This window comes from Microcoleus sp. K1-B1 (assembly GCF_036704705.1).
In the GTDB taxonomy this organism is placed as follows: Bacteria; Cyanobacteriota; Cyanobacteriia; order Cyanobacteriales; family Microcoleaceae; genus Microcoleus.
Genome location: NZ_JAUBSH010000003.1, coordinates 24,212 through 50,446, shown reverse-complemented (window position 1 = coordinate 50,446; position 26,235 = coordinate 24,212). Strand labels below are relative to the sequence as shown.

Here is a 26,235-nt window from a genome sequence, read left to right as displayed (position 1 = left end):
GAATCAGTGGGTCTTCTCAATCGATTTTCGTTATCTAGAGATATGGGTATCGACCTCGGTACTGCTAACACGCTCGTTTATGTATCGGGCCAAGGTATTGTTCTGCAGGAACCTTCTGTAGTGGCGATCGACCAAGATTTAAAAATACCGCTGGCTGTTGGAGAAGAAGCAAAAAAAATGCTCGGCCGCACGCCAGGGAATGTCATAGCACTGCGCCCGCTTCGCGACGGGGTAATTGCAGACTTCGATACGGCGGAACTAATGCTCAAGACTTTTATCCGCAGGGTTCACGAAGGCCGAAGCTTAGTTTCGCCGCGGATAATTATTGGCATTCCCAGCGGTGTCACCGGAGTAGAGAGGCGTGCTGTCATTGAGGCGGCGACTCAGGCCGGTGCTAGAGAAGTACGGTTAATTGATGAACCCATCGCTGCGGCGATCGGGGCTGGACTGCCTGTTGCTGAGGCGACTGGCAATATGATTATAGATATAGGTGGAGGTACGACGGAAGTTGCGGTTTTGAGTTTGCAAGGTACGGTGATCAGTGAGTCTGTGCGGGTAGCCGGCGACGAACTCAATGAGGCGATCGTCCAATACATGAAAAAAGTTCACAATTTAGTCATCGGCGAACGCACTGCTGAAGAAATTAAGATTCAGGTTGGTTCTGCATATCCAACTCCAGAGGATGACGATGTAATGATGGAAGTGCGGGGCTTGCACTTACTGTCTGGTTTGCCGCGAACTGTTACTATCAAAGGCCCAGAAATTCGCGAAAGTATGTCGGAACCGCTTTCAGTAATTGTGGAAGCTGTCAAGCGTACTTTGGAACGCACCCCGCCGGAGTTAGCAGCAGATATTATTGACAGGGGAATTATGCTGGCTGGTGGTGGCGCGCTGATGAAAGGTTTAGATACTCTGATCAGTCACGAAACAGGAATTGTCACTCACGTGGCAGCCGATCCGCTGTGCTGCGTGGTCTTGGGAACTGGTAGGGTATTGGAAAACAAACAGTTAGAACGGGTTTTCAGCGGTCAGTCGTCGCGTAATATGTAGTTAACAAATTTGGGATTGTGGATTGAGAAATACGGCTGCAATCTCAAATCTAAAATCCTGACATAACAATTTTAGATTACTGAAATTATGCTAAAAAATACATTCCGAAAGTGGTGGGACATGCGACTGCCAATTGCTGTTTTAGGTTTAGCTGTAACTGCCGCTTGGGGAGTTCGGCAAACACAAGGTGCGGCAGTATTTGAAGTTTACAATTGGGTGACTCGTCCGTTTCACGCCAACGGTTCGGGGCAAGAGGAACTCATCTCGGCTCGCACTCAAGAATTGCAAGCGCAACTATTAGAATTAGAAACTCAAAATCAGAAGCTAAAAGAGCTTTTAGGTTACGTTTCAGCTAAGAAACCAGCAGGGATTGTAGCTCCTATTGTCGGCCGCAGTGCCGGCCACTGGTGGCAGCAAGTAACCTTGGGGCGAGGCAGTAATGATGGCATCAAAACAGATTTTACTGTGATGGGTCCCGGCGGTTTGGTAGGCCGGGTTGTCAGCGTTACTCCTAATACTAGCTTGGTGCTGTTAGTCAGCGACGCAACGAGTCAATTGGGTGTGGGAATTATCCGCAGTCGCCACATGGGTTTTATGCGCGGGAAAGGCGGAAATCAGGCTGTGATGGAGTTTTTTGATAATGTTCCCAACGTCAAGCCTGGGGATATGGTTTCAACTTCTTCTTTCAGTCAGTTGTTCCCTCCTGGTTTGCCGGTGGGAAAAGTGGTTTCGGTGGATATGAATAAAACTCCGGCTCCAGAAGCTGTGGTTGAGTTCTCTGCACCGATGAATTCTCTGGAGTGGGCGGTGGTTTACCCCCACTCTAAGCAAACCGAACCGAAGGATTCGCAGAGTCAATCTTCAGCAGCATCTGAGGGAGCACAGCAACAATGAAAGCTTTATCTCGGATGTCTTCGCGATCGCGCCCATTTCTCAACTTTGCAGTTACATTTCTATCTGTGATGCTGTGCATACTGATATTGCCCACTCGGATGCCGGGAATGGAATTGCTGGGAATTGGACCGAACTGGCTGTTAATTTGGTTGGTAGCTTGGAGTATTAAGCGGAAACGTACAGTTTGGGGAGCTGCTAGCATGGGCTTGGTTTTGGGGTTTCTTCAAGATGCGATGACGGCTCCTCATCCCACCCATGCTGTAAGTCTAGTTGTTGTAGGAGTCTTAACAGTTGTTTTGCAGAAAACCTGGTCGATTCCGGTAGATATTGTTGAGAGAGATCCGATTCCGATCGCGCTAATTGTGTTTGGGATGGCGGTAGTAGCGGAAACGGTGATGGGGCTGCAATTTTTTGCTATGGGCGATCGGGCTTTATTGGAAATTTGGAGCTATCACCAGCGAGTGGCTTTGTGTTCTGCTATTCTTAGCAGTCTTTGGGCTCCGGTGATTTATTTTCCGCTCAATCGCTTGTGGGAAATGACCAGGAATGTAGAAAAGTCTTAGTCAGTCATTAGTCAGCAGTCATGAGTCCTTAGTTAACAGTTAACCGTCACCAGTTAACTGTTAACTAATTACTGTTAACGGCAGTCATTCTACTATTATTTGTTGTCCGGAACCTAATAAGTGATGAACGGCAATAATCAAGTTGCTGAGAATGAAATTAGGCTGGTGCTTTTGGAGTTGATAGCGGCTGCGAATTCCGCAGGTAACGGCAATTGTAGGTATTCCCAATGCTTTGCCTGCGAGGATGTCTGCTTCTGTATCTCCGATCATCCAAGCCGAACCTAGCGATGACTCAAATTCTTCTGCAACTTCAGCCAACAATTGAGTTTTTAAGGCTGTATAGTTGTGATAGGCGGCATCCGCCATCTGACTTCCGCGAATGCTGGTAAACAGTCTGGCTAAACCGTAATTTTGTAACAGTTGAACGGCTTGATTTCTCGGCCGCAGGGTGACTAAAATCAGCCGCACGCCGCGGGAGTGCAGAAGTCCTATCGCCCATTGCACTCCCGGCTGGATGCGATCTAGGTGCAACAAGTCCGGCTGATTGACAATCCGACTCACGCATCCGAGAAAAACTTGAATTTCTTCTCCCGACAAGCCGGAACTTTTGGCTATTTCAGCATCGGGCACTCGGTTTTGTTTCATTTGCCAAAACTGCTGTTTGCTGAGGATTTGAAGGTTGAGGTTGATTCCCCGATCGAGATAAGCTGCTTGAGTGCCGGCCAATCCATGTTGATAAGTGGCATAGTAGCGATCGGACACATCCACTATGGGCCCGTCTAAATCGCAAAATACCGTCATCCGGGGGGACGAGTCAGCCTCTGACGGTAGCTTGTACTGAAGGTTTTCGGAGTCTTGGGCGACAGCAGTTAACATAAAACGTTAAGTAAATCTAGGGAGCTATACATTTCTTGACTGTAGCAAAAAATGTATAAGTTATAATACATAAAAATTAATCCTTTTATTAAAAAAACCTATTAATTTTTTGAGGATGGGGTTCAATAAAGGCGATAGAGCCTGCGCGTGGATAAATTCAAGGGAAAAAGTGATTTTTGTGGCTGTTGATATGTGCTTTAGCCATTAAAGTTTAGAATTAAGTTTTTAGTCTTCTGTAATTTACCCATGCTCAAACAAAGCGATTTTGTTAGGAATTCGGACACTAATCGAGTAGAGGTGCTGTCCGAAGCACTGCCTTACATTCAACACTTTGCCGGTCGCACCATTGTGGTCAAATATGGCGGTGCGGCGATGAAAGATAGCAATCTCAAAGACAAGGTGGTTCGGGATATTGTGCTGCTAGCTTGTGTGGGGATGCGTCCGGTTGTGGTTCACGGCGGGGGCCCGGAAATTAATATTTGGCTGGAAAAATTGGGAATTGAGCCGCAATTCAAGGATGGTTTGAGAGTGACTGATGCGGCGACAATGGAAGTTGTAGAAATGGTTTTGGTGGGTAAAGTAAATAAGGAAATTGTTTCGTTAATCAACCAAGCTGGCGGCAAAGCAGTGGGACTGTGCGGCAAGGATGCCAATCTGATTCAAGCTCGTCCTGACGGCCGCGAGGGAATTGGGTTTGTGGGTGAAGTCAGCGGCGTGAAAATCCAGATTTTGGAGTCTTTGGTGAACAGCGGTTATATTCCGGTGGTGTCGAGCGTGGCGGCGGATGAAAAAGGTCAATCTTACAACATTAATGCTGACACGGTGGCTGGGGAAATTGCGGCTGGTTTGGGAGCGGAAAAGTTGATTTTAATGACGGATACTGCGGGAATTTTGGAGGATTATCACAAGCCAGAGAGTCTGATTGCTAAGTTAGATATTCAAGAAGCCAGAGAGTTGGTTGAGTCGGGAGTTGTGTCTGGGGGGATGATTCCGAAAGTTAATTGTTGTGTGCGGAGTTTGGCTCAGGGTGTGAATGGTGCTCACATTATTGACGGTCGAATTCCTCATGCTTTGCTGCAAGAAATATTTACGGATGCGGGGATTGGGTCGATGATTGTTGCTTCTGAGTTTAGCAGCGCGAACTTAAGGCCTAAGTAATGCCTATATCCTAGCGCGGGGAGGGCGGGTGCGTGAAAGGGATAAACTCGCTGCGATCGCGTATATCCTAACTAAACCTGCCCCTAAAAACCTTGAGAAGGGACTTCTGGGAAATTACTTCAACTAATTCTAACCGTTGTTGGATTTCAGCTTTTGTTAAACTACGATCGAACACTTTAGAGTTTTGGATTCTGTTGCGATTCTCAAGCCGATTTCAAATACGCGATTAGCGCTAGTGGAACCAGAATACGCATCTATTTCTAGTTTGCCAGTTGGACTTGTGGGAACTATTATTGAAGTATATGAGACGGGAAAGGAATCTCAGTCTTTAGTGGAATTTGCTGATAGTCAAGGGAGTGAATATGCTATGGCTATGTTGAAAGCTGATGAAATTTTAGTTCTGCAATATGAACTTGCAGTTGCTTAGTAATGTGAGGAGAATAAAAGTTAGATCGGGGCGATTCCCTACGGGATAGCTTCGCACGCGCGTACTTTGGGAAAATAACGGCGATCGCCTTTTAGTTTTGTACTTAAATCGCCCCATCATTTAACGTGCAGTTTCAGCTTGAATTTCTCGAATAATAGTTGATATTTCTTCGGCTGACTCCAGGTGTCTAGCCAAAACTTGAGCAGTTTTGTCCAGCAAGCGTTCTGAAAAGACTTTAGCTAAGTCTTCCCGTAAACCTTGCCCTATATAAAACTTAAGCAATGCTTCTACAGACATATCTCGATTTGCCGCTATTTTCTCAAGTGATGCTAAAGTATCTATTGGAATGTTTAGCGAGACTATTTCCGCTGTACGAGGTCGCAATTGCAATTTTATTTCTTCTTCAGAATTGTTCATATAATTTCCTTTCAGTGCGGGTTGCAGGACGGGAAGAAATGATGCGTATTCGCAAGAAGCTGCGTTCTACATAAACAACTAGTAATAGGCGTTGAGTGCGGGAGTAACCGAGGATAAAGTTACGCTGTTCGTCATTAGCCGTTGCATCTCCCTCCTGATAGAATGGATCGAAGAAAACTTCTGCGGCTTCTTCAAAGCTAACGCCATGCTTTTCTAGGTTTATCTGGAATTTGTTTGTGTCCCATTCAAACTCAACGCCTTGCAGTCTGTATACACTATCCATGCTTCGATATTAACATTATTTAAATAAGAGCGATCGCACTTTGGGAAAAAAGGGCGATCGTACTTTTAAATTTGAGATGTCCGAGGGACGATCGCACTTTGAGAAAAAGAACAATTGCGTTACACCCAAAACATTAGGAAACTGCTTTGAGGTATGGCGTGACAGGCTTCAAATCGATGTCATGGTTGGAAGTCAGTATTTTGAATAGCAGCGAAACCAGGCTTTGCCTTCATAGCGAAGGCATTTTTTACCTGTCACTGAAGAGTCTGTACATCAGGATATGCCAGAATTTTTGCATCAGCAGTTAGTAAGGGACACCCGCAAATCCTCGCAGTTGCCACAATGATTTGATCTGCTGGATCGCGGTGAAAACCTGTGAGTTTAGTTGACTCAACAATGATGGGAATGGTGAGTTCGAGTAGCTGCACTCCGGGATAAGCCAAAGCTTGTTTTAACCACTCATCAACTGTAACGGACAAAGTAAGTCTTCCCATTTCTACTAATTTATAAACCTCCCAACAAGAAATGATGCTGACTCCTAAACCTTGAGATTGATATTGTTGTATTCAGTCCCGATGTTCCTGAGTCAGTCGTGTGTTATCGTCAACCCACCAAACCCATATATGAGTATCTAGTACAATCTTTGTAGCGCTTCCCAATCTTCCAACGAAACCGCAGGTTCAAACGGCTCATCATAGCCAATTACAGTGCCTCGCAAAGGATATAAAAAAGTTTTTTTCATGGTTTCATTTACCAAATTTAGATAGCTACTGAATTCTCGATATCCATCCAATTCTGTTTGTTCTTCGGAAGTGAGATTTGATGCTTGTTCTTGAGCTGTTAAAGTTTGAATTCGTTCCTGGGTTTGAAGAGAAGCGCTAAATATTAAGAGTCCGTTGACTAACTCAATGCGGACAGAACCTTCGCTGGGCAAGCTGTTGGGTAAGTGAGGCAGCTTGATGGGCAAATTAGCAATCATGGCATTAATTGACTGTATTTGATGTTGATTTTTTAATTATACCGATCGCTCTGTTGAATTTGACAGTTGTTGCCATGCTGAAATTATAGGCCGATCGCACTTTGGGAAGGAAAGGGCGATCGCCCTTTTGGTTATTTGGGGAAAAGGGCGATCGCCATAAATAGTAAAATCTGCTTAACATTTGAAAAGTGAAAATTAGGTTATGTTAAACTACAATTAGCCAGATGGCGTTTTAGCGTAAGTTATAATCAAGATCGATGTGTCCGGTTAATCTCCCATGACTACACAATCTGCTTCGCGTTATGTTGCACGTCACCCTGAAATCTTGCAAGGGGAACCAATTATCGCAGGAACGAGAACTTCCGTTCGTGCGATCGTAGAATTGTGGCGTTTGGGTATTACTCCTGAAGAAATCCCGATGCACTTACCTCATCTGAAATTAGCTCAAATTTTTGACGCACTGAGCTTTTATTTGGATAACCAGGAAGAAGTAAATACTTATATTGAGCGCAATCGAATTCCTGAAGAATTGATTCATCCTGCTGTTAAAGCTGCAATGAAAAAACCGTGAAACTATTTGCAACTATTCATACAGATGAAGATGTTTCTAGGCTGGTAGCGACTTTGCTGCGGGCTAGGGGTTTTGATGTGACGACAACGAGCGAACAGGGAATGTTGAGTCAATTGGATAGCCAACAATTGGCTTATGCTGCATCTGTCGATCGATGTTTGCTGACTCACAACCGCGTGGATTTTGAGCGATTACACCTAGAATATATGACAGAAGGACGGGAACATTCTGGAATTATTGTGACTCCTCAAAAGAACGCCTATGAGATTGTCCAACGGGTTGCTATTCTATTAAATACGTTGATGGCTGATGAAATTGCCAATCAGCTTTTATATGTGTAAATTGAGCGTATATTGAAAAATTAGCGATCGCAATGCAGGGATTCGGGATGAGAAAGCCGATCGCCCTTTTGGTTGTTTGGAAACATCAGGCCGATCGTCCTTTGGGATTCGGCATGGAAAGGCGATCGCCTTTTTGGTTATTTGGGGGAAAAGGGATCTCGCTATCAATTTTTACTCTCGAATGCGAATTCTGTAAACTTCTACCAGTAGTAATTTACCTCGATAATGCTCCTCACTATCGTGCAATGATAAGTATTCTGTTAGCCTTGCCATCAACTGAGGAATAATTTCAGGGTGATTTCTCAGTTGAATAGAAATGATTCCTTGATATGAACTTGGCGGATAAGTCACAATATCTGAGAAGTCTCCATTCAGAGAAACAAGTATGGCATTTAATTCCTGAGCTTGGGAAATGACAATAGTATCTGGAGATTCAATTGGGATGTAATCTCCCAATACAAATACTTCATGCTCGGTATCACGAAGTATTTGAATAATAGACTTAGGAACGCATTGATCGATGAACAATCTTAAACTCATTAGGCAACTGTTTCAAAATCCGACAAATCGCGAGCATAATCAAGACAAGCAGCTATCTGTTCTTTGGTGATATCTGGAAACTCGTCGATGATTTGTTCTACAGTGTTATTTGATGCTAAATATCCTAAAATCAGGCCAACGGGAATTCTAGTCCCTTTGATTCTTGGTTTACCTCGCAGTACATCGGGGGTACTAACGATATGTTCTCTCCAGTTTACAGGCATAACTTGTCCTTTCTGAATCTGATAAGTTATATTATCTAATCTGACAAGTTATATTTTAACTTAAGGAAAGGCGATCGCCCTTTGGGATGCGGGATGGGAAAGGCGATCGCCCTTTTGGTTATTTGGGGGAAAAGGGCGATCGCACTTTGGGAAGGAAAGGGCGATCGTACTTTGAAAAAGCAACAATTGGGTTACACCCAAAACATGAGGAAACTGCTTTAAGGTATGGCGTTACAGGCTTCAAATCGATGTCATCGTTAGAAGTCAGTATTTTAAATAAATGACGCGGGATGCCGGCTGCAATCAAAACTTCCAAATCGCGATCGAGCTTTGACAAGTCCTCATAAATGCCTACAAACTGACTTACGCAAGCTAAAGATGAATCTTTCGGGTCATTCACTCCCGTGTATTTGTACTGAATATCAAAACCTGCTTTTTCGCCAATTTCTTCGATATCCCAGTCTACAAGATTAATATCTATCGCTTCAACGGCTAGGGCAATATGACCGGGCGGTATGGGGTCAAGAGGCTCGCAGCACCAACCCTCAGAATGGTTCCAGACACTCTTACCTTGAGATTCTCGAATTTTCATGTATTTTCCCTGACTGAAAGTAGCAGCGAAACCAGGGTTTGCGGCCGGGGCGAAGGCATTTTTTACCTGTCACTGAAGAGTCTGTACATCAGGATATGCCAGAATTTTTGCATCAGCAGTTAGTAAGGGACACCCGCAAATCCTCGCAGTTGCCACAATGATTTGATCTGCTGGATCGCGGTGAAAACCTGTGAGTTTAGTTGACTCAACAATGATGGGAATGGTGAGTTCGAGTAGCTGCACTCCGGGATAAGCCAAAGCTTGTTTTAACCACTCATCAACTGTAACGGACAAAGTAAGTCTTCCCATTTCTACTAATTTAGCAACCTCCCAACAAGAAATGATGCTGATGCCTAAACCTTGAGATTGATATTGTTGTATCCAGTCCCGATGTTTCTGAGTCAGTCGTGTGTTATCGTCAACCCACCAAACCCATATATGAGTATCTAGTACAATCATTGTAACACTTCCCAATCTTCCAAGGAAACCGCAGGTTCAAACGGCTCATCATAGCCAATGACAGTGCCTCGCAAAGAATATAGAAAAGTATTTTTCATGGTTTCATTTACCAAATTTAGATAGCTAATGAATTCTCGATATCCATCCAATTCTGTTTGTTCTTCGGGAGTGAGATTTGATGCTTGTTGTTGAGCTGTTAAAGTTTGAATTCGTTCCTGGGTTTGAAGAGAAGCGCTAAATATTAAGAGTCCGTTGACCAACTCAATGCGGACAGAACCTTCGCTGGGCAAGCTGTTGGGTAAGTGAGGCAGCTTGATGGGCAAATTAGCAATCATGGCATTAATTGACTGTATTTGATGTTGATTTTTTAATTATACCGATCGCTCTGTTGAATTTGACAGTGGTTGCCATGCGGAAATTATAGGCCGATCGCACTTTGGGAAAAAAGGGCGATCGAGCTTTGACAAGTCGTCATAAATGCCGACACTGAAAGTAGCATCGCACTTGGGGAAAAGACCATCGCCCCTAAGAATAAAAGGGGCGATATCAGTACATTTCAAAGTGAAATAATGGGCTGTGGGAAATCAGGCAACAGAGGAATAGGAGGTTGTGAAGGTGGCTGTGGTATATTTATAGACGGAGGTGGACTCTCAATAGGTGGCTGATTAGCTAACAAAAGGCTTGCAGTTGTAATCGTGGAAGCTTGAACATTATTCAGTTGGGCTAATTGTTCACCTGTACTTCTAAGACTAAGTATGGTATTAGCACCTGCTGCTTGAATCAAGATGTCACTAATACTTACACCGACTGGTACTTGGATGAAATCACTCCCATTTTCAAAGTCGGTGATGATATCTAAACCGCCACCTGTAGACAAGGCAAATGTATCTCTTCCCTGTCCGCCAGTGAGTGTATCAATGTCCTTGTCACCTAAGAGAAAATCATCGCCTGCATCGCCAAAGAGTTGATCGTTGCCTTTGCCACCAAATAAACTGTCGTTTTCCTCTCCACCTGAAATACTATCTTGACCTTCATTCCCAAAAATTTGTTCGCTGTCGGCAGAGCCTATAATTGTATCATTGCCACCAAGAACCCACACGCCACCGGGAATATTTGTTAGTTGCCCAGGAGATAAGGCGATAGATTCAGAGGTGTTATCTCCGAGTAAGCGAAATAGACCATTATCATTGGTAAATTTTAATTCCATTGTTATTTGTTCTCAAAAGTAAAATTGACTGCAACCATAACAGGATTTGATGGTAATGAAATTGAGAGTAATCGCTCTTAGGGCAAAATGAGCTATCTCTTAGCAGTAAAGTAGATTTGTCCAGTTTTCATTAAGGTTAACTTGATGGCTTAAGAATTCCAGGTTACTTGACTCTTACCATTAGAGTCTATATAATCCAAACCATTTACATTTACTCCGTTAGTTAAAGCGGCTGTTATCACACCCTCGTGAGCGCGCTCAAATACAAACTGAGAAGGCACTTTACCAGAGTAATCAAATCGGTTAAAATCGAGAAGAGAGGGAAAAGTGAAGTCACGCGACATTATATTAGAGAAAACATTAACGACACCATTGTGATAATCAGTGCCTTTGTTCTTGGCTTTCTCCAGGGCACCCCCATATTCTTCATAGCCTATAAAATTAACTATATAGGAATCATTAGCACTCGTTGCTTTTTCATTATCACCTGCTGCACCTCCTACGGTATCCGCGTCTGAAACGACCAATGCAATAGAGTTAGTGGCAGCTTTATTAAAATCTACTACTCTCTGATCTCCTGGGTGATTGCCATCAATATCGTAACGATTACCAGGAAAAGCAGGATCGAGTGCAACAAGATTCTTAACACCTCCACTTATTCTTCCTATCTCAGAGGCAACGTAAGAGCCTAAACTATGACCTAATAGAATAGTTTTTTCAGGAGCTATGCCTAATTCTTTCAACCTATTCGTAGCCCATTGAGCAACTGGGCTAATCCGCTCCGCAGCGTCGAAAGGAATTCCAGTTACCGGCTGACCAGGATCGTTTGCTGCATCCTTCCAATCTAAGTACAGTACCTGAGAGTTTGGGTAATATTGACTCTCTGCTGCTGTTTTTGCTAAGTCAATAGTTAAATTGTCATCATCCCCACCGCCACCTCTACCATGAATCACTACAACGGTGTCTTTGTTGGGGTCAATATTACTACGTTCAGCTTTCCCTTTTACACCATTTTCGTAAAGCGATAGCTTGACGGGAAATGTCTCGTTTTCTACCGTGATATCTTTGTTACTATCCCAAGATAGAGAAAAACTCGCATCACCTTTTTCTTCAGCATATCCAACATTTACCCAATATTTCCCAGTTTTGGCAGGATTAAAGGTGTATGTTTTGCGATCGTAAGCATCCTTAAGCCAATTTCCATTTTGACCACTAATATTAATCCATTCATCCCCACTATTAGCGTTAAATGGTATGGCTCTTATATTGTAATAATCATCTGCTTTTACTGAAAAGTTGTAGGTTACACCTTCTTCAAAATCTGCTTCTCGCCATAAAAATACCCCAAATTTATCAGAACCTACACCAACATTACTCGGAGCCCCATTACCCCAATTTCTCGAAATAACGTTTTTGTAAGAAGCAGCATTCTCGTCATTACGAGTAAATGGAGCCCATTGTTTGTAAACGATTTCTCCTGAACTCCAATCAAAAGTTAGCCCCCCCCAGTCTTGGGAAAAATTAATTCCGTGAAATGTTGCATACTCTACTGAAAGTATTTTGCTATCTATAGTGGCAATTCCACGATCGTCCTCACTCTTCAACCCCTGAAGCTCACCCTCACTCAACTCCTTCCCCTGAACGATCGCCCCAAAAATCGCCCCCTCATCTCCCGGTGAATCCGTAACATTCAACCGCGAATCAACAGAGTGCCCTATCTCTTCCAGCAACACATCCGCCACCGCCGCCGGATTCGCCGCATTCCCAGCCAAAAATTCCTGCGATAAATAAATCGTATCCGTCGCCTCAGCAAAAGCCCCATTCGCCCCAGCAATCTCAGCAGACGAGACAACATTCACCGGCGGAATATCACTAAAATCTCCCTGAAACCATCCTTCAGCTAAGGCTTTCGCACCCGCAGCATCCCAGTTTTCCCCAAAAGCCAAATTCATCTTAGCCACGAAATCTGGCGCGGCCGCAAACTTACTCAAATTCCCATAAACCTCTGACATCGCGTGGCCTGTTAGCAAATCGACAGAGCTATCCGGTAAACTGCTGTTGGAGTCCGCGATCGCCCCATTAGCCATCTGGGTTAGCGCAGCATCAGGCAAGATGATATTGTCATAGGCTTCTGGCGTTAAAGTCGGGATATTAACTTCCTCACCAACACCCCCCGTTAGGACGCGGTTAGCATCTAGCTGCGGGATAATTGCCTTAGTCGGTTCTAGGCTGGCATTCCAAGGAGCGATCGCACTTTCGTTATTAAATTCAGGCGTGAAAAAATTAGACACGTTATTCTCCCGTGTTGATTAGAGACAAGTACATAGACTTGCCCTGTGTTTGCTTGGATTAAATAAACTGTTTGTTGTAAAAGCCGATCGGCCGATCGCCCTAATGAACCCTTAGCCCGGACGAACCGCAACAGTAGCGGTACTTCTCAAGCTCTATTTATCTATCTGGCTGAGTCCGCAAGTTTTATGCAAAATACTGCTTTTTTGTTACAAAACTTTACTTAGCGCCCTCTGACTTTTGCAAATACTAGCTTTGACGTTAGTTGAAGCGATCGCGCCTCCCCGTTGAGCTAAGTATTTACACTTATATCTTTAGTATTAGTATAATACTACACTAGCTACCGCTACCAAGCAACTAACAAACGCTAGCAATTTCGGTTATGCTGACGTTAGCCACATCTCATCACACCCTAAAATGGCCTCAAAGGAAGACTTATTTGCCGAAGCCGCCAAACACTGGGATTTAGAAAGGCTGTACCAAGCTTTTGCAGAAGCTAAACGGCAAATCTCTCCTCGATCGCGCAGGGGACTAACAGAAACAGAAAAACTCTACCTCCGAGGATTGCTTTCCGGTTGCAGTCCCGCCGAAATCGCCCGCCAACTGTTTCAGAGTTCCAAAAGTGCAGAGGTTTATTTATGTAAAACTTTATACCAATATGTTAAAAAAATCGCAGATGTACCTAACGAACCTGTAGGAAATTGGCGCAATATTTGCGATCGGCTAGAGGAAGCCGGATATAAAACTCAGTCTTCTCCTGAATTTAAAATAAATAATTCTGTACCTACAGAAGCATTAATAAAGATAGTTAATATAGGTTGGCTGGAGCAAAGTACAATATCAATGGATATTAACATTCAATTAACATTCCCCTCAACTTCAGAAACTGCAAAAACAGAAGATTTGGATAAAGACGGTTAGATGGGCGATCGCACTTGGGGACAGAAAGGGAGCTCGCCCCTCCACAGAGAGGCAAAAATGTTAATAATCTTATAGCTGATAGTTTGAAAAGGAACTTTTTGATAAAATATCAAAATTAAAACTGCCTCACTCGCTTCGATTTTACCTAAAACAATCAAATTAGTCAAATTTATGTCTCGATTAAGTATCAGATCGAACAAAAAAGCTCTGGGCTTTGTGCTGGGTTTATTGATTTTTGTCATTTTCATTCCCGGATGTTGGGGTTTAACAACTAATATTGCTCCCACACCAGCACGGCAAGTAGATAACACAGTAGCAGTGCGTGCAGATGTACAAAATACATCACATTCTCGCTCTTCTTTAGGAGTTGGGCTTAATGGTATTGCTGACTACTCCACACAATTACCCTTTTTAGATGCTTTCAAATCTTCGAGACAATGGATAACTCAATGCGTTAACGGACAACCAAACTGTAAAGGTGAATGGGGTACAGACGAGTATAATCTTTTAAATCTTGATGAAAATGGGTGGGTGAAGTCTCTCCCATCACCCGAAGATACTCCTAAATATACTAGGGTAAGTACGCTATTACTTAGGGAAATCCCCAATCGCTATCCTTCAGGGCAATATATTGTTAGTTATGAGGGTGAAGGTGCGATCGAATATGGCTTTGATGCCAAAAAAGATGAGGCTGCGTCGAAACCTGGGAGGGATATCATTAATGTAGATGCCACACAAGGCGGAGGCATCATGATTATAATTACTGCTACCGATCCCAAGAAAACAGGGAACTATATCCGCAATATTAAAGTTGTTCACTCCCAAGATGAAAAGCTTTATCAAAGTGGTGAAATATTTAATCCGCTGTTTATAGACAAAATTAAAAAATTTAGAGTCTTGCGTTTTATGGACTGGATGGGGACAAATGGTTCGGAACAAAAAGACTGGTCAAACCGACCTAAACCCGAGAGTGTATCCTATGCTTACAGAGGAAATGTTCCCATAGAAGTTATGGTGAAGTTAGCTAACAAAGTCCAAGCAGAACCCTGGTTTAATATGCCGCATCAAGCTACGGATGAATATATGACTAACTTTGCTAAAATGGTCAAAGATAGTTTAGATCCAAAGCTGAAAGTTAATGTCGAGTATTCTAATGAGGTTTGGAATTGGTCATTTCCACAATCGCAATATGCTTTGAAACAAGGTAAAGCGAGGTGGGGAGATAAAGGCGATGCTTTTATGCAATGGCACGGAATGCGTAGTGCTCAAATGTGCGATATCTGGAAAGGCGTCTTTGGGGATCAAAAGAATCGAGTTGTCTGCGTGTTAGGAACTCAAAGAGGTTGGAGAGAGTTAGGAAATTATGCTTTAGATTGTCCCTATTGGGTAGCTGAGGGCAATAAACCTTGTTATCAACACGGCATTGATGCCTATGCTATAGCTGGATATTTTAGTGGCAACTTGGGCGGTAAAGAAAGTGCCAGCACAGTAGAATCGTGGTTGAATGACGCAGATGGCGGGTTTGGCAAAGCTTTTAAGCAATTAAGAGAGGGCGGGTTACTTCCGGGCTTAAAAGATAGTTTGTCCGATGTGGATAATGACTTTAAGTATTTCTTAGATGTGGCTCAAAAAAAAGGTCTCAAGTTATTTGTTTACGAGGGCGGTCAACATATTGTAGGTAGTGAAGGAGTTCAGGATAACGAAAAACTGACCAAGTTTTTTATGGAATTAAATAGGCGCCCAGAAATGTATGATATGTACACCCAATTACTGAATAGTTGGAAACAAGCTGGAGGCACTCTTTTCATGCACTTTGTGGACGTGGGTAAATTTACTAAGTGGGGAAGTTGGGGGGCTTTGGAATATGTGGAACAAAAGGGTTCGCCTAAGTATGATGCTTTGATGGATTTTATCGATAAAAATCCTTGCTGGTGGGATGGGTGTGCTGTGGAAGGATGATGAGGAATTGGGTGGAATCAAGAATCGTTCGATCGCACTTCCTCGAACTCTTCCGCATCCCCCGGTAAACCCGAACCCTCGCTACTCCTCAACCTGGGGGATTCCCCATTACTCGCACCCGCACCGTAAACCCCAGAATACCTATCCTCCAAACCCGAATCCCTCAGCGAAATCGCACTTCTTTGACTCGGCGACAATCTATCTGTCGAACGGCGATTTGTCCCAGAAATGGGCGGCTTCCGAGTCAAAGTTTTCCAAGCAGCCTTAATCCCAGTCACCACGCTGCGAGTAGTTACCTGCACGTTTTGCGCCTGCTTTTTGGCGGTACCAATACTTCGATCGACCTGTTTGACAACCTCGCCCGCACTTTGTACTCCCTCGCTGACATCATCCGTCAACTCGCTAATTTCCAGCCCCGTCAACCGAATCGCCTCCAAAGTGGGCGGAAATTCGCGAGAAAGCGTGTCAGCGAGCTTTTCCACGCTGCGGGCCGCCCGGGCCAGCGCTTGCACTGCAGGTATTAAAGTCACTAAAACAGCAGTCAGGCTAACTGCCACTAGCAAAATCGAAAGTCCTAGCCAAAATATGGGATCGCTCACTTGAATCTGGGATTTGGGGTTTGGGATTTCATGTCATTTAGCGGATGGGAGGGCGCGACGGGGGACTCACTTCAGATTCAGCTTCCGACAGAGTTTGGCGTTCCCGCTGAGTCGCTTCCAAACCTGCCGCGATCGCCTCTTTGAGTCTAATCAAAGTTTCGTCCCAATTTCGGATTGCGGTTTCAGAAAGTCGATCGGCCTGCAACTGCACGCTAGTCGATAAATCCTCCGCCAACTCCGGCAAAGCATCGGCCGATTTTTTCAATATCTGCCGCGTCTCCTTGCCCGGTCGCGGTGCCATCAGCAAGCCAGTCACGGCCCCGATCGCAGAACCCACAAGCAAACCGCCAATAAATAATCCTGAACGTTTAGTTGACATTTTTATAACTTCTCTCCATACACCAATTTTAGGGGCGTTTGCCCGATCGCAGCCCTTTACAAAGGTAGAAATATTGTTGAAAACCCTAGGGAGTCAGCACAGGCGACAATTTTAGGATAGCTTACCTCAAACGTCGATCGCGCCTGGACCAAAGCATCCGTCCCAAACCAAGCAATCCCAAAAGTTGCTGAACCTGTTGCAGTTGCAATTCTAGTTGTTGATAACGCCGTCGTAGTTGGCGAGTACCTTGCTGCCTTTTACCAAGGAAACCGGGCGTCGTACTGAGGATATTGCTGCTACAGCGTTCGATTGCTGCGATCCGAATTTCCAAACGTGCGATCGTCCCCCTGATTTTCCACACCTTCGCAGCGATATAAAAACAGACCAGAGATATCATTAAATTGATAATTACCACACCAGCCAGCATTATTTTACCTGCTTTCAACTAATCCCTTTTACCATCTCAATAACCTTTCAGTCGTCTTCAGACGACTTAAGCTTTGAGGCAGGGGTTTAAACCCCTGCCGGACTGCCGGACTATTGCAACCGCCTCAAAATAGCCATTGTAAAAGTTTTAAGCCTGAGACATAGCAGGCAAACAAACCTTAGTACCGCCCAAACCGCAATAACCGTTCGGGTTTTTAGCAAGATACTGCTGATGATAGCTTTCTGCGTAATAAAACTCAGGAGCATCAATAATTTCAGTAGTAATCTTGCCGTAACCGGCCTCCGTCAAAGCCTGCTGGTAAGCATCGCGCGAAGCTTCAGCTAGCTGCTTTTGGCTAGCTGAATACGTGTAAATGCCCGATCGATACTGAGTACCAGAATCATTGCCCTGACGCATTCCTTGAGTAGGATTGTGACTTTCCCAAAAAACTTTGAGCAGCGTTTCGTAACTAATTACTTTCGGATCGAACACAACCAGAACTACTTCATTATGTCCCGTCATCCCGCTGCAAACTTCGTTGTAAGTAGGATTCGGAGTAATCCCGGCCGCGTAGCCAACAGCCGTCGAAAAAACTCCATTTTGTTGCCAAAATTTGCGTTCTGCTCCCCAAAAACAGCCCAGGCCAAACAAGGCAGTCTCCATGCCGTTTGGAAAGGGAGGTTTGAGCGGATTGCCGTTAACAAAGTGACTTGCCGGTACCGACATCGACTCTGCCCGTCCCGGTAATGCCTCTTGGGGAGAGGGCAGGCTCGACTTTTTGCCAAATCCAAATAGCACCATAAGTTTGTGAGGGGATCTCTGATAAACGTCTTTACCTTACTTAATAATATCAGATGTATACTGAAAATAGCGGTCTGCTTAAAGGTAGAAGGTAAAAACCAGAAGGCAGATTTTTTTTACGGAAGGTTTTTGGTGATACTGCTCACTGCCAACACAGTTTTCAATCACATTAGGCAGTGTTCTATGTCACCAAAACACACCTAAAATATCACCTATTGTTGAGGTAGAAATCACGCGGATTTTAGGCAAAATAGCCGATTATTAAAGGTATGGTGTTGTAGTAGTTATTCAATACCATTTATAGGGAGTGTGTAGAGATGGGCGCTAAACCTTGCAGTCAACCTTTAAAATCTAATCCGTTTATTACTTACCGCGATCCAATTACAGGCAAGTGGATTGTGGTAAATCAGACTTTGCCCCAAGCAGCAGAACAAGCACACCTAGCAGCAGCTTGAGTTCTTCTATTAATTTTATACCTGAAAAATCAACTATAACTTCAGATAGCCTAGGAGATGGTTTTACCAACCATCTATGCCTAAAATCAACAATCTCGTAAACCCGCCTCGCTCAACGGTCAATTGGAATATACATTTTTTTATTATATCAAAGAAAGGTTTGAGGTAGATTATTAGTTGTAGGGGGGCGGGTTTAGGTAGATTGTTTGCTGTTATTAAATATTATTATTGGTAAAACCCGCCCCTAGGGTACTTAAGGTTATTTAATCCGAGTTGAGTTCATCTCTTTTTGCAGTTCCAAATACCGATACAGATATTCCGAAACTATCCCGTGCAAAAACAAGTCGCGTGCCGCATTAAACGGACTGTTTGGCGCTAGCGGATGGCGGTTAACAATTACATGATTCCAGTCGCAATTTCCGGTAATCTCGCTGACGTACACTCCGAAGTTTTCATCTAACTGAAGCGACATCACTGCTCGCGCAAATTCGTCGCTAGTCAAACACAGAGAATAAAATACTTTAAACAATTCGATCGCCGATTCTAAATCCAGAATGTTTAGCCCTCTGCATTTTCCAAAATCTATGGCAACTTCTACTGGTTGAATGCTATCATAATTTATTCCCCGTTTTTTGACGACTTGCAACCAGTTAGGATTTGTCAGCATTGCCTGGTTGTAATCCCAGACAAAGTTATAGAGAATTAAGTCGTGTTCGAGAAACGCATTCTCAGCTAAATCGCTAACAGTGCGGGGATAAAGCTTTGACTTTTCTATCTGGGTGTCGGGGCCGTTGTCAATCAAGAAGTTGATAATGTTGGAGCCGATGCAGATGTGTCGGACAATTAAATAACAAGCTTCTGGCGAGACAAAGTTATTTAGGAAAAATGCAGCCGATTTGTGCATTAAAGTGTAAGCGCGAAATTGAAATGGCAACAGGCGCTTTGTTGTCATAATTAGCGCCAGCAACAAGTTAGCAATTACTTTGATCGGGATGAGTAAATAATTGCGAGTCCAGTTTTGCAAATCCCGAATCATGTATGCTTTTGCCACTAAATCGACGGGAATAGCTCGATCGCAAAACAGCACATCCCAAACATTCGGATCTCGGCGGTTGTAGGGTTTGGTAGCGTAAGGAATTTTTCGCTGATCTGGGAGATTTTCTAGATCTTGTTTTTGCAGCTTTTGCATTAGCGAATTTCCTCCAATTGCAGCAAATATAAACGAGCAGTAACGCGAGCGGTTTTGACAATGCGGCGGGCAATATCCTCTGTCATCCATTCGGCATTAATCAAATTTTCCAGTTTCGCTAAATGCGACTCGTCATTAGATCCGTGGTACGCTAAAAACGATACTTGTTCATCTTGCAAACCGAGAGTTTCTTGAATTTGTTTTGCCCACTTTCCCGCCAACCGATTGCCCAATCCTTCAATAATAAACATACTGCCAATTAAATCAACCGGATTGTCCCGCGATGCTTGGTGGAAGATAAAAGCTGATAGTGCTTCGCTGCCAATATTCTTATCATATTCCACAATTTTTGCCAATTCACCGCCCACAGAAACATAATTTTGTTCTAGCATTTGATAGTCGCGGTGTTCGTCTTGGGCATGGCCGATAAAAGTCGATCGCAGGCGAAAGTCACTCATGTTAGAAGCAGCGCGAGCAATCCAGCGAGATCCCTCTACAACTTGTGGCCGGAGATTGCACAGCAAAGCTTGATAATCTTCTATTGTAAACTCTCCTCGGTACAATTTGCGGACAATGGGAACAGAACGAATTTCGCGATCGAACTTCAGCCAAATCCATGCTAACTCCCGCAACAAATAAGCTTGCGGAGAGTTGGGGTGTGCAGGTTTCACACTTTCGAGAGGCGAAGCTTCGGGAACCTCATGAAAGTTAGAAATTTGAGAACTCATAGGCTTATGGGTATTTTCCACAGCAGTTAACATAATATATGCCGTGGTAAAGCGCCCGCTTTCCGGGACAAAACAAAAGATTTTCTGTCCAGGCTGCAACTTGCCAGAATTGAACAATTCCTCTAACATTAAATAAATCGAGGCGCAGCCTGTATTTCCCCGTGTGTATAAGTTGGTAAACCATTTTTCTTCAGGAATCATGCAGCCTGCTTGTTCCAGAAGTTCTACAATTTGTCCCCGGAAAAAGTGAGACGAATAGTGGCACAGCAGCCAGTCGATTTCCTGCGGACAAACTCTCCCGGCTTTAATCAGCCGCAGCCAACCTTCAACGCCTAATTTCATTACATTTTCCAGCAAGCGAATATTCTGTCGCAAGTCAAAAGCTCCCGCTGTGGCTGCATCGAGGTAGGAAGAATAATCCAACCAGCTTTTAGTGGATTTTTCGTTGGCTAATCCTGAATACATACAAACAGGATAAGCATTGGCGTGAGAAACGAGTTCAATCCATTCTATTTTTAAGCTAATTCCCGTGGACTTGGGATGGTTTTGGAGCAACAATGCTCCGGCACCGTCGGAGAGCATCCAGCGCAGAAATTCTGTATCGAAAGGCAGGGGTTTTCCCGCTTGCACTGAAGTCTCTGTTTCAAATTTGGTGTTTTTGAACAGGCGCGAGGGAAATTCGGAAGCGACGGCAATGGCGGTTTGTTTTTTGCCGAGTTCGATTTGAGAGGCGGCGTAATTTAAAGCACTAACTCCGGCACAGCAAACTCCTTGAGTTGACACTATTTCTAGGGGAGATAATTCGGAAAGTTCCCCATGTACTGTGCTGGCAAATCCCGGTACTAATAAATCTGGTAAAGTGGTAGCGCAGGCCAATAAGTCGATCGCCCCTGGTTCCAGATTTGACTGAGAAATCGCGTCACGGACGGCAAACGCTGCCATTTGGCTGTTAGAATATAGTGTTTGCTGCTGTTTGTCGATCGCGTAGTAGCGCTGTTGAATCCCGTTGCTGTTGAGAATTCGCTGCCTGACTCTCGAAGGGCGCGAGGCAATTTTGCCGAGATATTCTTCCATCTCATCATTATTAATTGGTTCTCCCGGCAAAAATTTTCCCATCCGATTGATATAAGCACTGTACATGGCGTAAACCTCCAAAGTTGCTAATTTACTCGGGTTCGTTGGTTTGTTAAATCAAGCCAGAAAATATCTAAAATTGATTGTGCTTTGTGAAGCAGTGAACTTGCAAGGAGCAAGCAGCTATCTTGTAGAGTCGCCGGAAATCAGGCAAGTTGAGCAACAGCGGCAACAAGTAACCTGAAGCGGGGTGAAGTTTATGGTAATTGAGCCAATATGTAACTAGAGTTCCTTCGCAGCTTCCCGACTGAAATGGATATTGCAAAACTAGATACTTGGTATTCTCCTTCTCAACGCCGCACGGCTGTTTCGCTGTTGATGAAACGAGTAGGCGTAACTCGCACTAGGGCTGAATGCTTTATCAGGCTTTGGGTTTACTTATCGGTTAAACAGCTTCAGGAAAGCCAGCCCCGTCTCAAACCACCGCTGGCGAAACTGGAAGTGCCAGCAACAGAAGTGCAGTGCACTCACCGGGAAGCCGCCGAACTATTTTACTGCGATTCCGATCGCGGGAGCGATCGCGCCGCCGGAATGATGTTAGATAAATTAGCAGCACTCGGATTAATCGCAAAACACTTTGATGGTAACGCTACGGCAATTCAAATTCAACCAGTTTCAGAAATTTTAGAAACCGCCGAACCTCAAAAGTCTGTACAACTCCAATTAGATGATTTCAACCCTCGGTGCGACGCGATTCCCGTTGCCAATTTATTAGCTACCAATTACAACTGGATGAACCGCAACACTAACACTGTTCCCCACAAAATTGCTAAAATACTCCGGCTTTTTGCCCATCAATACTCAAAGGGAATGCGAGTTTTGCGCCGCTCAGATAATCTCAATCCAGTCGGATTTTACCTACTTTATCCCACAGCTAGCGAATCTGAAGTGAATTTTTTTAATGCTCCTAGTAAAGGGCTTCATTTAAGTTCTATTTCCGATATCGATCCTTTCAATATGGCGCTACCAGGAGATATAAATTGCCAGTCAGTATTTGTCCGCAGTTGGATAATCGATCCGCAGTATTTGTCCGAATACCGCATTGCTTTTCTCGAAGACGCACAAAAAGTTTTAGGCGAAATGCAAACAGATTTTCCCAATCTTTGCGACTTGTACACCCTGATGATTCACCCCATGTACGAAAAACTGTGCCTGGCTTTGGGATTTCAGAAGACTAGCAGCGATAGTCAGTTATCTGTTTATTGGATGTATCTAGCATTGGATAGATTTTTAGCCCTGGACATTAAGGAAGCATTGCTCAAACTGTAATAGACATCTGGTAAATAGCCAGCCAATGGCAGGCAGGATGCATACACCACAAGAGTTTTACTCGTTACTCGTTACCAGGCTCTGCCTGGTAACGGAGATCCACAGGCTCTGCCTGCAATTTTCGCAAGCAAGCGAGGCAGAGCCTCTGTACATCGGTTCCCAGGCAGAGCCTGGGCAACCAGTTAATCGCCGAATTATCTTGTCTATAAAACTTCCCGTCCCAAATAGGGTTGTAAGGCTTCCGGCACTTTTACAGTTCCGTCGGGCTGCTGGTAATTCTCCAAAATTGCCGCCATTGTCCGGCCCACAGCTAAACCGGAACCGTTCAGCGCGTGAACGAATTGAGTGCCTTTTTTACCCGCTTCTTTAAAGCGAATATTCGCCCGCCGCGCCTGAAAATCTGCGACGTTGGAACAACTGGAAATCTCGCGGTATTTGCCCGCAGATGGCAGCCACACCTCTAAATCGTAGGTTTTGGCTGCGGCGAAACCTAAGTCGCCAGTACATAGTGCGATCGCCCGATAAGGCAATTTCAGCGCCTGCAAAACTCCCTCAGCATCCTGCACTAACTTTTCGTGCTCTGCCTCAGAGGTACTCGGATGCACGAGTTTCACCAATTCTACTTTATTAAATTGGTGCAATCGAATTAATCCCCGCGTATCTTTGCCGTAACTGCCAGCTTCGCGGCGAAAACAAGGAGTATAAGAACAGTGATAAATTGGCAACTGTTCTGCTGTCAAAATTTCACCTCTGTACAAATTGACAACCGGAACTTCGGAAGTAGGAATTAACCACAAATCATCTTGATCGCACTTGAAACTTTCTTCAGCAAATTTGGGTAATTGACCCGTAGCTGTGAGGGATTCAGTGTTAACTAAAAATGGGGGAATTACTTCTACATAACCGGCTTTTGTGTGGCGATCGAGCATGAATTGAATAATCGCTCTTTCCAGGGCTGCCCCGGCTCCCATTAAGCTCACAAAGCGGGGCTGAGCAATTTTTACTGCCCGTTCAAAGTTGATAATTCCTAATTTTTCGCCGATTTCCCAGTGCGGTAAAATACCGGGATTTTGGGGTATGTATTCGTCTCCCCAGCGCCGGATTTCGACGTTTTCCTCTTCATTTTTACCGATCGGCGTTGACGGACTCGGTAAGTTTGGCAGCGGCAGCAATAAAGCTTCTATTTGAGCTTTTAGGTCTTTTTCCTGTGCTTGCAGTTCGTTCGACTCGGTGCCGACTGCGTTGCCTTCTGCCTGCAGTTCCTGAATTTCGGGTGATTCGAGGGGTAAACCCGATTTTCTTTTTTGACCGATGAGTTTGGCAATTTCGTTGCTGCGGGCTTGCAGTTGCGATCGCTTGCCTTCCAACTCCCGCTGCTGTTTGTCTAATTGCAAAATCGGCTCGATTTCATAGTTACCTCCGCGCAGGTTGAGGCTTTCTTGCACGGCTTGCGGGTTTTCTCGGATTAATTTGAGGTCTAGCACAGATTTATTCTAAATCTTAAATTTTAGAGCGGCTGGGACAGAACGAGATGATATAAAAGCTTTGTTAATCATTGGCATATTAAATCATAATTTATTCTGACTTAAAATTTTCGTTGGGTGTCACCCCTGAAGGGTGACACCCCACAAATATATGTTATAGTTGCAAATATTAGTAGATGCACCCTGATAATTTTCTACCCCAGCCAGCGATGGTAGGGGTTTTTTGTTGTTTGGCATGGAATTCAAGCCCTGGATGCACGATCGGTCTAAAAAACCCGGTTTCTCGCGATTATCGTCTCAAATGAGACAATTACGTCAAGAAACTGGGTTTTTGCGTCCAAGACTAGGTTACTAAAATATCTTTCCGGTTAAAAGTTAAAGCCAGTGCGAAGCAACCAAACCCATTGAGTGTCGTTGCGGCTGTCATTCTCAGGATTAACAACGGCCCAAACACCAGGGGTAATGGAAATGTTGTCGTTGACCTGAAAGCGATAGAAAGCTTCAATGTGATAGGAAGTATCTCGCTCGCGGCGCACGTTACTGCTCGTCACGCGACCTGGCAAACCCACTAAAATCCCCGGTAGATTGCCTTCACCTCCCACATCTGGGAAACTTATCCCGATCGCTGCATACACAATATCAGCGCGATCGTCCCCGTCAACATTTAGCAAAACCACGCCACCTCTACCATCAGAAACGCTGCTAACACCGGAATTTTCGGCATTGGCGCGAGTATAAACGCCCCAGCCGTGAACTTGCAAGCGGGGAGCAAGGCGGTAGAATCCTTGTACGCCTACAGAATCGCTGGATGTAGCAATATTGTCCCCAAACGGTCGCGCCGCCAGAAAACTGCCCGTACCGCCTGTGAGATCGGCTTTACCGCTGGGTGCAAAGGTACGAGAATAGGCTACGCCGATGGCTCCGCGATCGCCCCGGTAGGCAAGCTGAACCAGAGCGTTGTAGGAACCGTTGAATAAACCGTTACTTTGCTGCGAGAGATTGGGATTGCCGGCGACATAGCCCACAGTCAGGGTGAGGTTTTTGACGATCGTCCAGTTGACAGCAGCACCGCCACCTCCCCGGCGGTAGAGGGGATTGTATTGTCCGAACTTCGAGGGAATTCCCTCACTATCGCTGGCGATCGTGGGAGGAGTCAGCAAATCCGTAATATCGGGATACCCGACACCTGTGGGGCCGACGGTCAGCGCCAGATTAGAGGTCAGCGGGGTGACATACAATACGTGAGGGACGGTGATTGTGTTATCGACATTGCCATCAAAGTTCAAGGCCGTCATATTTGTACCCGTCTTGTCGGCAATCCTGCCCAAGTTGCCGAATTCCAAACGGGTTCTCAGCATATCGCGACCGGTGAAGCTGGTTTCAAAATTTAATCGCCCCCGGTTGGTAACAGTAGTGCTGGTGCGATCGCGCGAATCCCCAACACTGTTACCGGAGGTATCTGTTACCACCACGATAATTTCCGCATTCAGCTTCGTCGTAGTCGAGAACTGATTGGCTTCTAGTTCGGCCGTGCGTGCATCTAGAGTATCGACTCGACCCCGCAACACCGATAATTCAGTTGCAAATTCTTCTTGCAGTTTTTGGACGATCGCTAAATCTTCCCCAGTAATCTGGTTGGTTGTTCCTGCTGCAATTAGTTCGCTGACTCGATCGAGACAGCTATTCAATCCTGCGGCAAATTCGTACCGCGTCAGCGCCCGGTTTCCTCTGTAAGTTCCGTCGGGATAACCGACAATGCAGCCGTAGCGTTCTACTAAAGATTGCAGCGCCTGAAACGCCCAGTCAGTGGGTTTTACATCCGAGAGTTGAGAGACAGAATTCACCTGCGCGAAGGGTTTTTCTGCCAAGGTATTTAACGGTTCAGAAGCAACTAATCTATCAATTGGTAGAGCAAAACTTGGTAATGATGTTAGTAGAAATACACCAGGCGTTCCCAGTATAAAAGCAGTAATCAGGTGAGGAAAATGCTGGATGTGCATAGGACAAAGCTCCGCATAAG

At 44.7% G+C, this 26,235-nt stretch carries 31 protein-coding genes; 11 read left to right on the top strand and 20 right to left on the bottom strand.

The window, feature by feature from the left end:
• Positions 1-42: 42 nt before the first annotated feature.
• The 3 genes from QUA83_RS01600 to mreD all read left to right on the top strand — a co-directional run bounded on the left by QUA83_RS01600 (position 43) and on the right by mreD (position 2,507).
• On the top strand, positions 43-1,050 hold the full coding sequence (locus tag QUA83_RS01600) for a rod shape-determining protein (RefSeq protein ID WP_015174156.1): 1,008 nt from the start codon (positions 43-45) through the stop codon (positions 1,048-1,050).
• Between the two features lie 87 nt (positions 1,051-1,137).
• Positions 1,138-1,944, top strand: a complete 807-nt coding sequence (gene mreC, locus QUA83_RS01595) for a rod shape-determining protein MreC (protein ID WP_333291018.1) — start codon at positions 1,138-1,140, stop codon at positions 1,942-1,944.
• Entirely contained in the window at positions 1,941-2,507 is a 567-nt protein-coding gene (gene mreD, locus QUA83_RS01590; RefSeq protein WP_333291017.1) for a rod shape-determining protein MreD, read from the top strand. The genes mreC and mreD overlap by 4 nt, the downstream gene beginning before the upstream one ends.
• A gap of 84 nt (positions 2,508-2,591) precedes the next feature.
• On the opposite strand, the gene QUA83_RS01585 is transcribed toward mreD, so the two are convergent.
• The gene (locus tag QUA83_RS01585; protein WP_333291016.1) at positions 2,592-3,383 is read right to left on the bottom strand and encodes an HAD family hydrolase; all 792 of its coding nucleotides are present in this window, start codon (positions 3,381-3,383) and stop codon (positions 2,592-2,594) included.
• 246 nt (positions 3,384-3,629) lie between these two features.
• Between QUA83_RS01585 and argB the strand changes: the two genes are divergently transcribed.
• Both argB and QUA83_RS01575 read left to right on the top strand, forming a co-directional pair.
• Entirely contained in the window at positions 3,630-4,541 is a 912-nt protein-coding gene (argB, locus tag QUA83_RS01580) for an acetylglutamate kinase (RefSeq protein ID WP_333291015.1), read from the top strand.
• 184 nt (positions 4,542-4,725) lie between these two features.
• Positions 4,726-4,968, top strand: a complete 243-nt coding sequence (locus tag QUA83_RS01575) for a DUF4926 domain-containing protein (RefSeq protein ID WP_333291014.1) — start codon at positions 4,726-4,728, stop codon at positions 4,966-4,968.
• A gap of 120 nt (positions 4,969-5,088) precedes the next feature.
• Here QUA83_RS01575 and QUA83_RS01570 read toward each other — a convergent pair whose 3' ends face one another.
• From QUA83_RS01570 to QUA83_RS01555, 4 genes are all read right to left on the bottom strand, one after another.
• Complete coding sequence (locus QUA83_RS01570; protein ID WP_333122947.1) at positions 5,089-5,385, bottom strand: hypothetical protein; 297 nt, start codon at positions 5,383-5,385, stop codon at positions 5,089-5,091.
• Positions 5,372-5,668 (bottom strand): BrnT family toxin, encoded by a 297-nt coding sequence (locus tag QUA83_RS01565; RefSeq protein WP_333291013.1) that lies wholly within the window; start codon positions 5,666-5,668, stop codon positions 5,372-5,374. Before QUA83_RS01565 ends, QUA83_RS01570 begins: the two co-directional genes overlap by 14 nt.
• Before the next feature lie 254 nt (positions 5,669-5,922).
• The gene (locus tag QUA83_RS01560; RefSeq protein WP_333291113.1) at positions 5,923-6,198 is read right to left on the bottom strand and encodes a type II toxin-antitoxin system VapC family toxin; all 276 of its coding nucleotides are present in this window, start codon (positions 6,196-6,198) and stop codon (positions 5,923-5,925) included.
• A 101-nt stretch (positions 6,199-6,299) separates the two neighbouring features.
• Positions 6,300-6,647 carry a hypothetical protein gene (locus tag QUA83_RS01555; RefSeq protein ID WP_333291012.1) on the bottom strand — a complete coding sequence of 116 codons (348 nt, stop codon included), beginning with the start codon at positions 6,645-6,647 and terminating at the stop codon, positions 6,300-6,302.
• Positions 6,648-6,924: 277 nt separating this feature from the next.
• Between QUA83_RS01555 and QUA83_RS01550 the strand changes: the two genes are divergently transcribed.
• Positions 6,925-7,218 carry a DUF433 domain-containing protein gene (locus QUA83_RS01550; protein ID WP_333291011.1) on the top strand — a complete coding sequence of 98 codons (294 nt, stop codon included), beginning with the start codon at positions 6,925-6,927 and terminating at the stop codon, positions 7,216-7,218.
• Entirely contained in the window at positions 7,215-7,559 is a 345-nt protein-coding gene (locus tag QUA83_RS01545; RefSeq protein WP_333291010.1) for a DUF5615 family PIN-like protein, read from the top strand. Before QUA83_RS01550 ends, QUA83_RS01545 begins: the two co-directional genes overlap by 4 nt.
• Before the next feature lie 171 nt (positions 7,560-7,730).
• On the opposite strand, the gene QUA83_RS01540 is transcribed toward QUA83_RS01545, so the two are convergent.
• The 7 genes from QUA83_RS01540 to QUA83_RS01510 form a co-directional block, all read right to left on the bottom strand.
• On the bottom strand, positions 7,731-8,099 hold the full coding sequence (locus QUA83_RS01540; protein WP_333291009.1) for a DUF5615 family PIN-like protein: 369 nt from the start codon (positions 8,097-8,099) through the stop codon (positions 7,731-7,733).
• A complete protein-coding gene (locus QUA83_RS01535; protein WP_190742266.1) occupies positions 8,099-8,323 on the bottom strand; it encodes a DUF433 domain-containing protein in 225 nt (74 codons plus the stop codon). Before QUA83_RS01535 ends, QUA83_RS01540 begins: the two co-directional genes overlap by 1 nt.
• A 118-nt stretch (positions 8,324-8,441) precedes the next feature.
• Positions 8,442-8,915 (bottom strand): hypothetical protein, encoded by a 474-nt coding sequence (locus tag QUA83_RS01530; RefSeq protein WP_333291008.1) that lies wholly within the window; start codon positions 8,913-8,915, stop codon positions 8,442-8,444.
• 69 nt (positions 8,916-8,984) lie between these two features.
• A complete protein-coding gene (locus QUA83_RS01525) occupies positions 8,985-9,374 on the bottom strand; it encodes a type II toxin-antitoxin system VapC family toxin (protein WP_333144409.1) in 390 nt (129 codons plus the stop codon).
• Positions 9,371-9,709, bottom strand: a complete 339-nt coding sequence (locus QUA83_RS01520) for a hypothetical protein (RefSeq protein WP_333291007.1) — start codon at positions 9,707-9,709, stop codon at positions 9,371-9,373. Before QUA83_RS01520 ends, QUA83_RS01525 begins: the two co-directional genes overlap by 4 nt.
• Positions 9,710-9,930: 221 nt before the next feature.
• A complete protein-coding gene (locus QUA83_RS01515; RefSeq protein WP_333291006.1) occupies positions 9,931-10,581 on the bottom strand; it encodes a hypothetical protein in 651 nt (216 codons plus the stop codon).
• 149 nt (positions 10,582-10,730) lie between these two features.
• Positions 10,731-12,872, bottom strand: a complete 2,142-nt coding sequence (locus QUA83_RS01510; protein WP_333291005.1) for a hypothetical protein — start codon at positions 12,870-12,872, stop codon at positions 10,731-10,733.
• Between the two features lie 415 nt (positions 12,873-13,287).
• Here QUA83_RS01510 and QUA83_RS01505 point away from each other — a divergent pair, with 415 nt between their 5' ends.
• Together QUA83_RS01505 and QUA83_RS01500 are read left to right on the top strand one after the other, a co-directional pair.
• Positions 13,288-13,791, top strand: coding sequence for a DNA-binding response regulator (locus QUA83_RS01505; protein ID WP_333291004.1), 504 nt, complete (start codon positions 13,288-13,290; stop codon positions 13,789-13,791).
• Positions 13,792-13,962: 171 nt separating this feature from the next.
• Positions 13,963-15,750 carry a cellulose-binding protein gene (locus tag QUA83_RS01500; protein WP_333291003.1) on the top strand — a complete coding sequence of 596 codons (1,788 nt, stop codon included), beginning with the start codon at positions 13,963-13,965 and terminating at the stop codon, positions 15,748-15,750.
• A gap of 17 nt (positions 15,751-15,767) precedes the next feature.
• On the opposite strand, the gene QUA83_RS01495 is transcribed toward QUA83_RS01500, so the two are convergent.
• The 4 genes from QUA83_RS01495 to msrA all read right to left on the bottom strand — a co-directional run bounded on the left by QUA83_RS01495 (position 15,768) and on the right by msrA (position 17,956).
• Positions 15,768-16,349, bottom strand: a complete 582-nt coding sequence (locus QUA83_RS01495) for a DUF948 domain-containing protein (protein WP_333291002.1) — start codon at positions 16,347-16,349, stop codon at positions 15,768-15,770.
• 37 nt (positions 16,350-16,386) lie between these two features.
• Positions 16,387-16,728, bottom strand: a complete 342-nt coding sequence (locus QUA83_RS01490) for a YtxH domain-containing protein (RefSeq protein WP_333059922.1) — start codon at positions 16,726-16,728, stop codon at positions 16,387-16,389.
• Between the two features lie 121 nt (positions 16,729-16,849).
• Complete coding sequence (locus QUA83_RS01485) at positions 16,850-17,173, bottom strand: hypothetical protein (protein ID WP_333291001.1); 324 nt, start codon at positions 17,171-17,173, stop codon at positions 16,850-16,852.
• Positions 17,174-17,302: 129 nt separating this feature from the next.
• A complete protein-coding gene (gene msrA, locus QUA83_RS01480; RefSeq protein WP_333291000.1) occupies positions 17,303-17,956 on the bottom strand; it encodes a peptide-methionine (S)-S-oxide reductase MsrA in 654 nt (217 codons plus the stop codon).
• Between the two features lie 317 nt (positions 17,957-18,273).
• Between msrA and QUA83_RS01475 the strand changes: the two genes are divergently transcribed.
• The gene (locus tag QUA83_RS01475; protein WP_333290999.1) at positions 18,274-18,411 is read left to right on the top strand and encodes a hypothetical protein; all 138 of its coding nucleotides are present in this window, start codon (positions 18,274-18,276) and stop codon (positions 18,409-18,411) included.
• 259 nt (positions 18,412-18,670) lie between these two features.
• On the opposite strand, the gene QUA83_RS01470 is transcribed toward QUA83_RS01475, so the two are convergent.
• Positions 18,671-19,600 carry a DUF6999 family protein gene (locus QUA83_RS01470; RefSeq protein WP_333290998.1) on the bottom strand — a complete coding sequence of 310 codons (930 nt, stop codon included), beginning with the start codon at positions 19,598-19,600 and terminating at the stop codon, positions 18,671-18,673.
• On the bottom strand, positions 19,600-21,468 hold the full coding sequence (locus tag QUA83_RS01465; RefSeq protein ID WP_333290997.1) for a 3-oxoacyl-[acyl-carrier-protein] synthase III C-terminal domain-containing protein: 1,869 nt from the start codon (positions 21,466-21,468) through the stop codon (positions 19,600-19,602). The genes QUA83_RS01470 and QUA83_RS01465 overlap by 1 nt, the downstream gene beginning before the upstream one ends.
• A 246-nt stretch (positions 21,469-21,714) precedes the next feature.
• Between QUA83_RS01465 and QUA83_RS01460 the strand changes: the two genes are divergently transcribed.
• The gene (locus QUA83_RS01460; protein WP_333290996.1) at positions 21,715-22,731 is read left to right on the top strand and encodes a hypothetical protein; all 1,017 of its coding nucleotides are present in this window, start codon (positions 21,715-21,717) and stop codon (positions 22,729-22,731) included.
• Positions 22,732-22,934: 203 nt separating this feature from the next.
• On the opposite strand, the gene serS is transcribed toward QUA83_RS01460, so the two are convergent.
• Both serS and QUA83_RS01450 read right to left on the bottom strand, forming a co-directional pair.
• Positions 22,935-24,215, bottom strand: a complete 1,281-nt coding sequence (gene serS / locus QUA83_RS01455) for a serine--tRNA ligase (protein WP_333290995.1) — start codon at positions 24,213-24,215, stop codon at positions 22,935-22,937.
• Positions 24,216-24,583: 368 nt separating this feature from the next.
• Positions 24,584-26,215, bottom strand: coding sequence for an iron uptake porin (locus QUA83_RS01450; RefSeq protein WP_333290994.1), 1,632 nt, complete (start codon positions 26,213-26,215; stop codon positions 24,584-24,586).
• Positions 26,216-26,235: the final 20 nt, after the last annotated feature.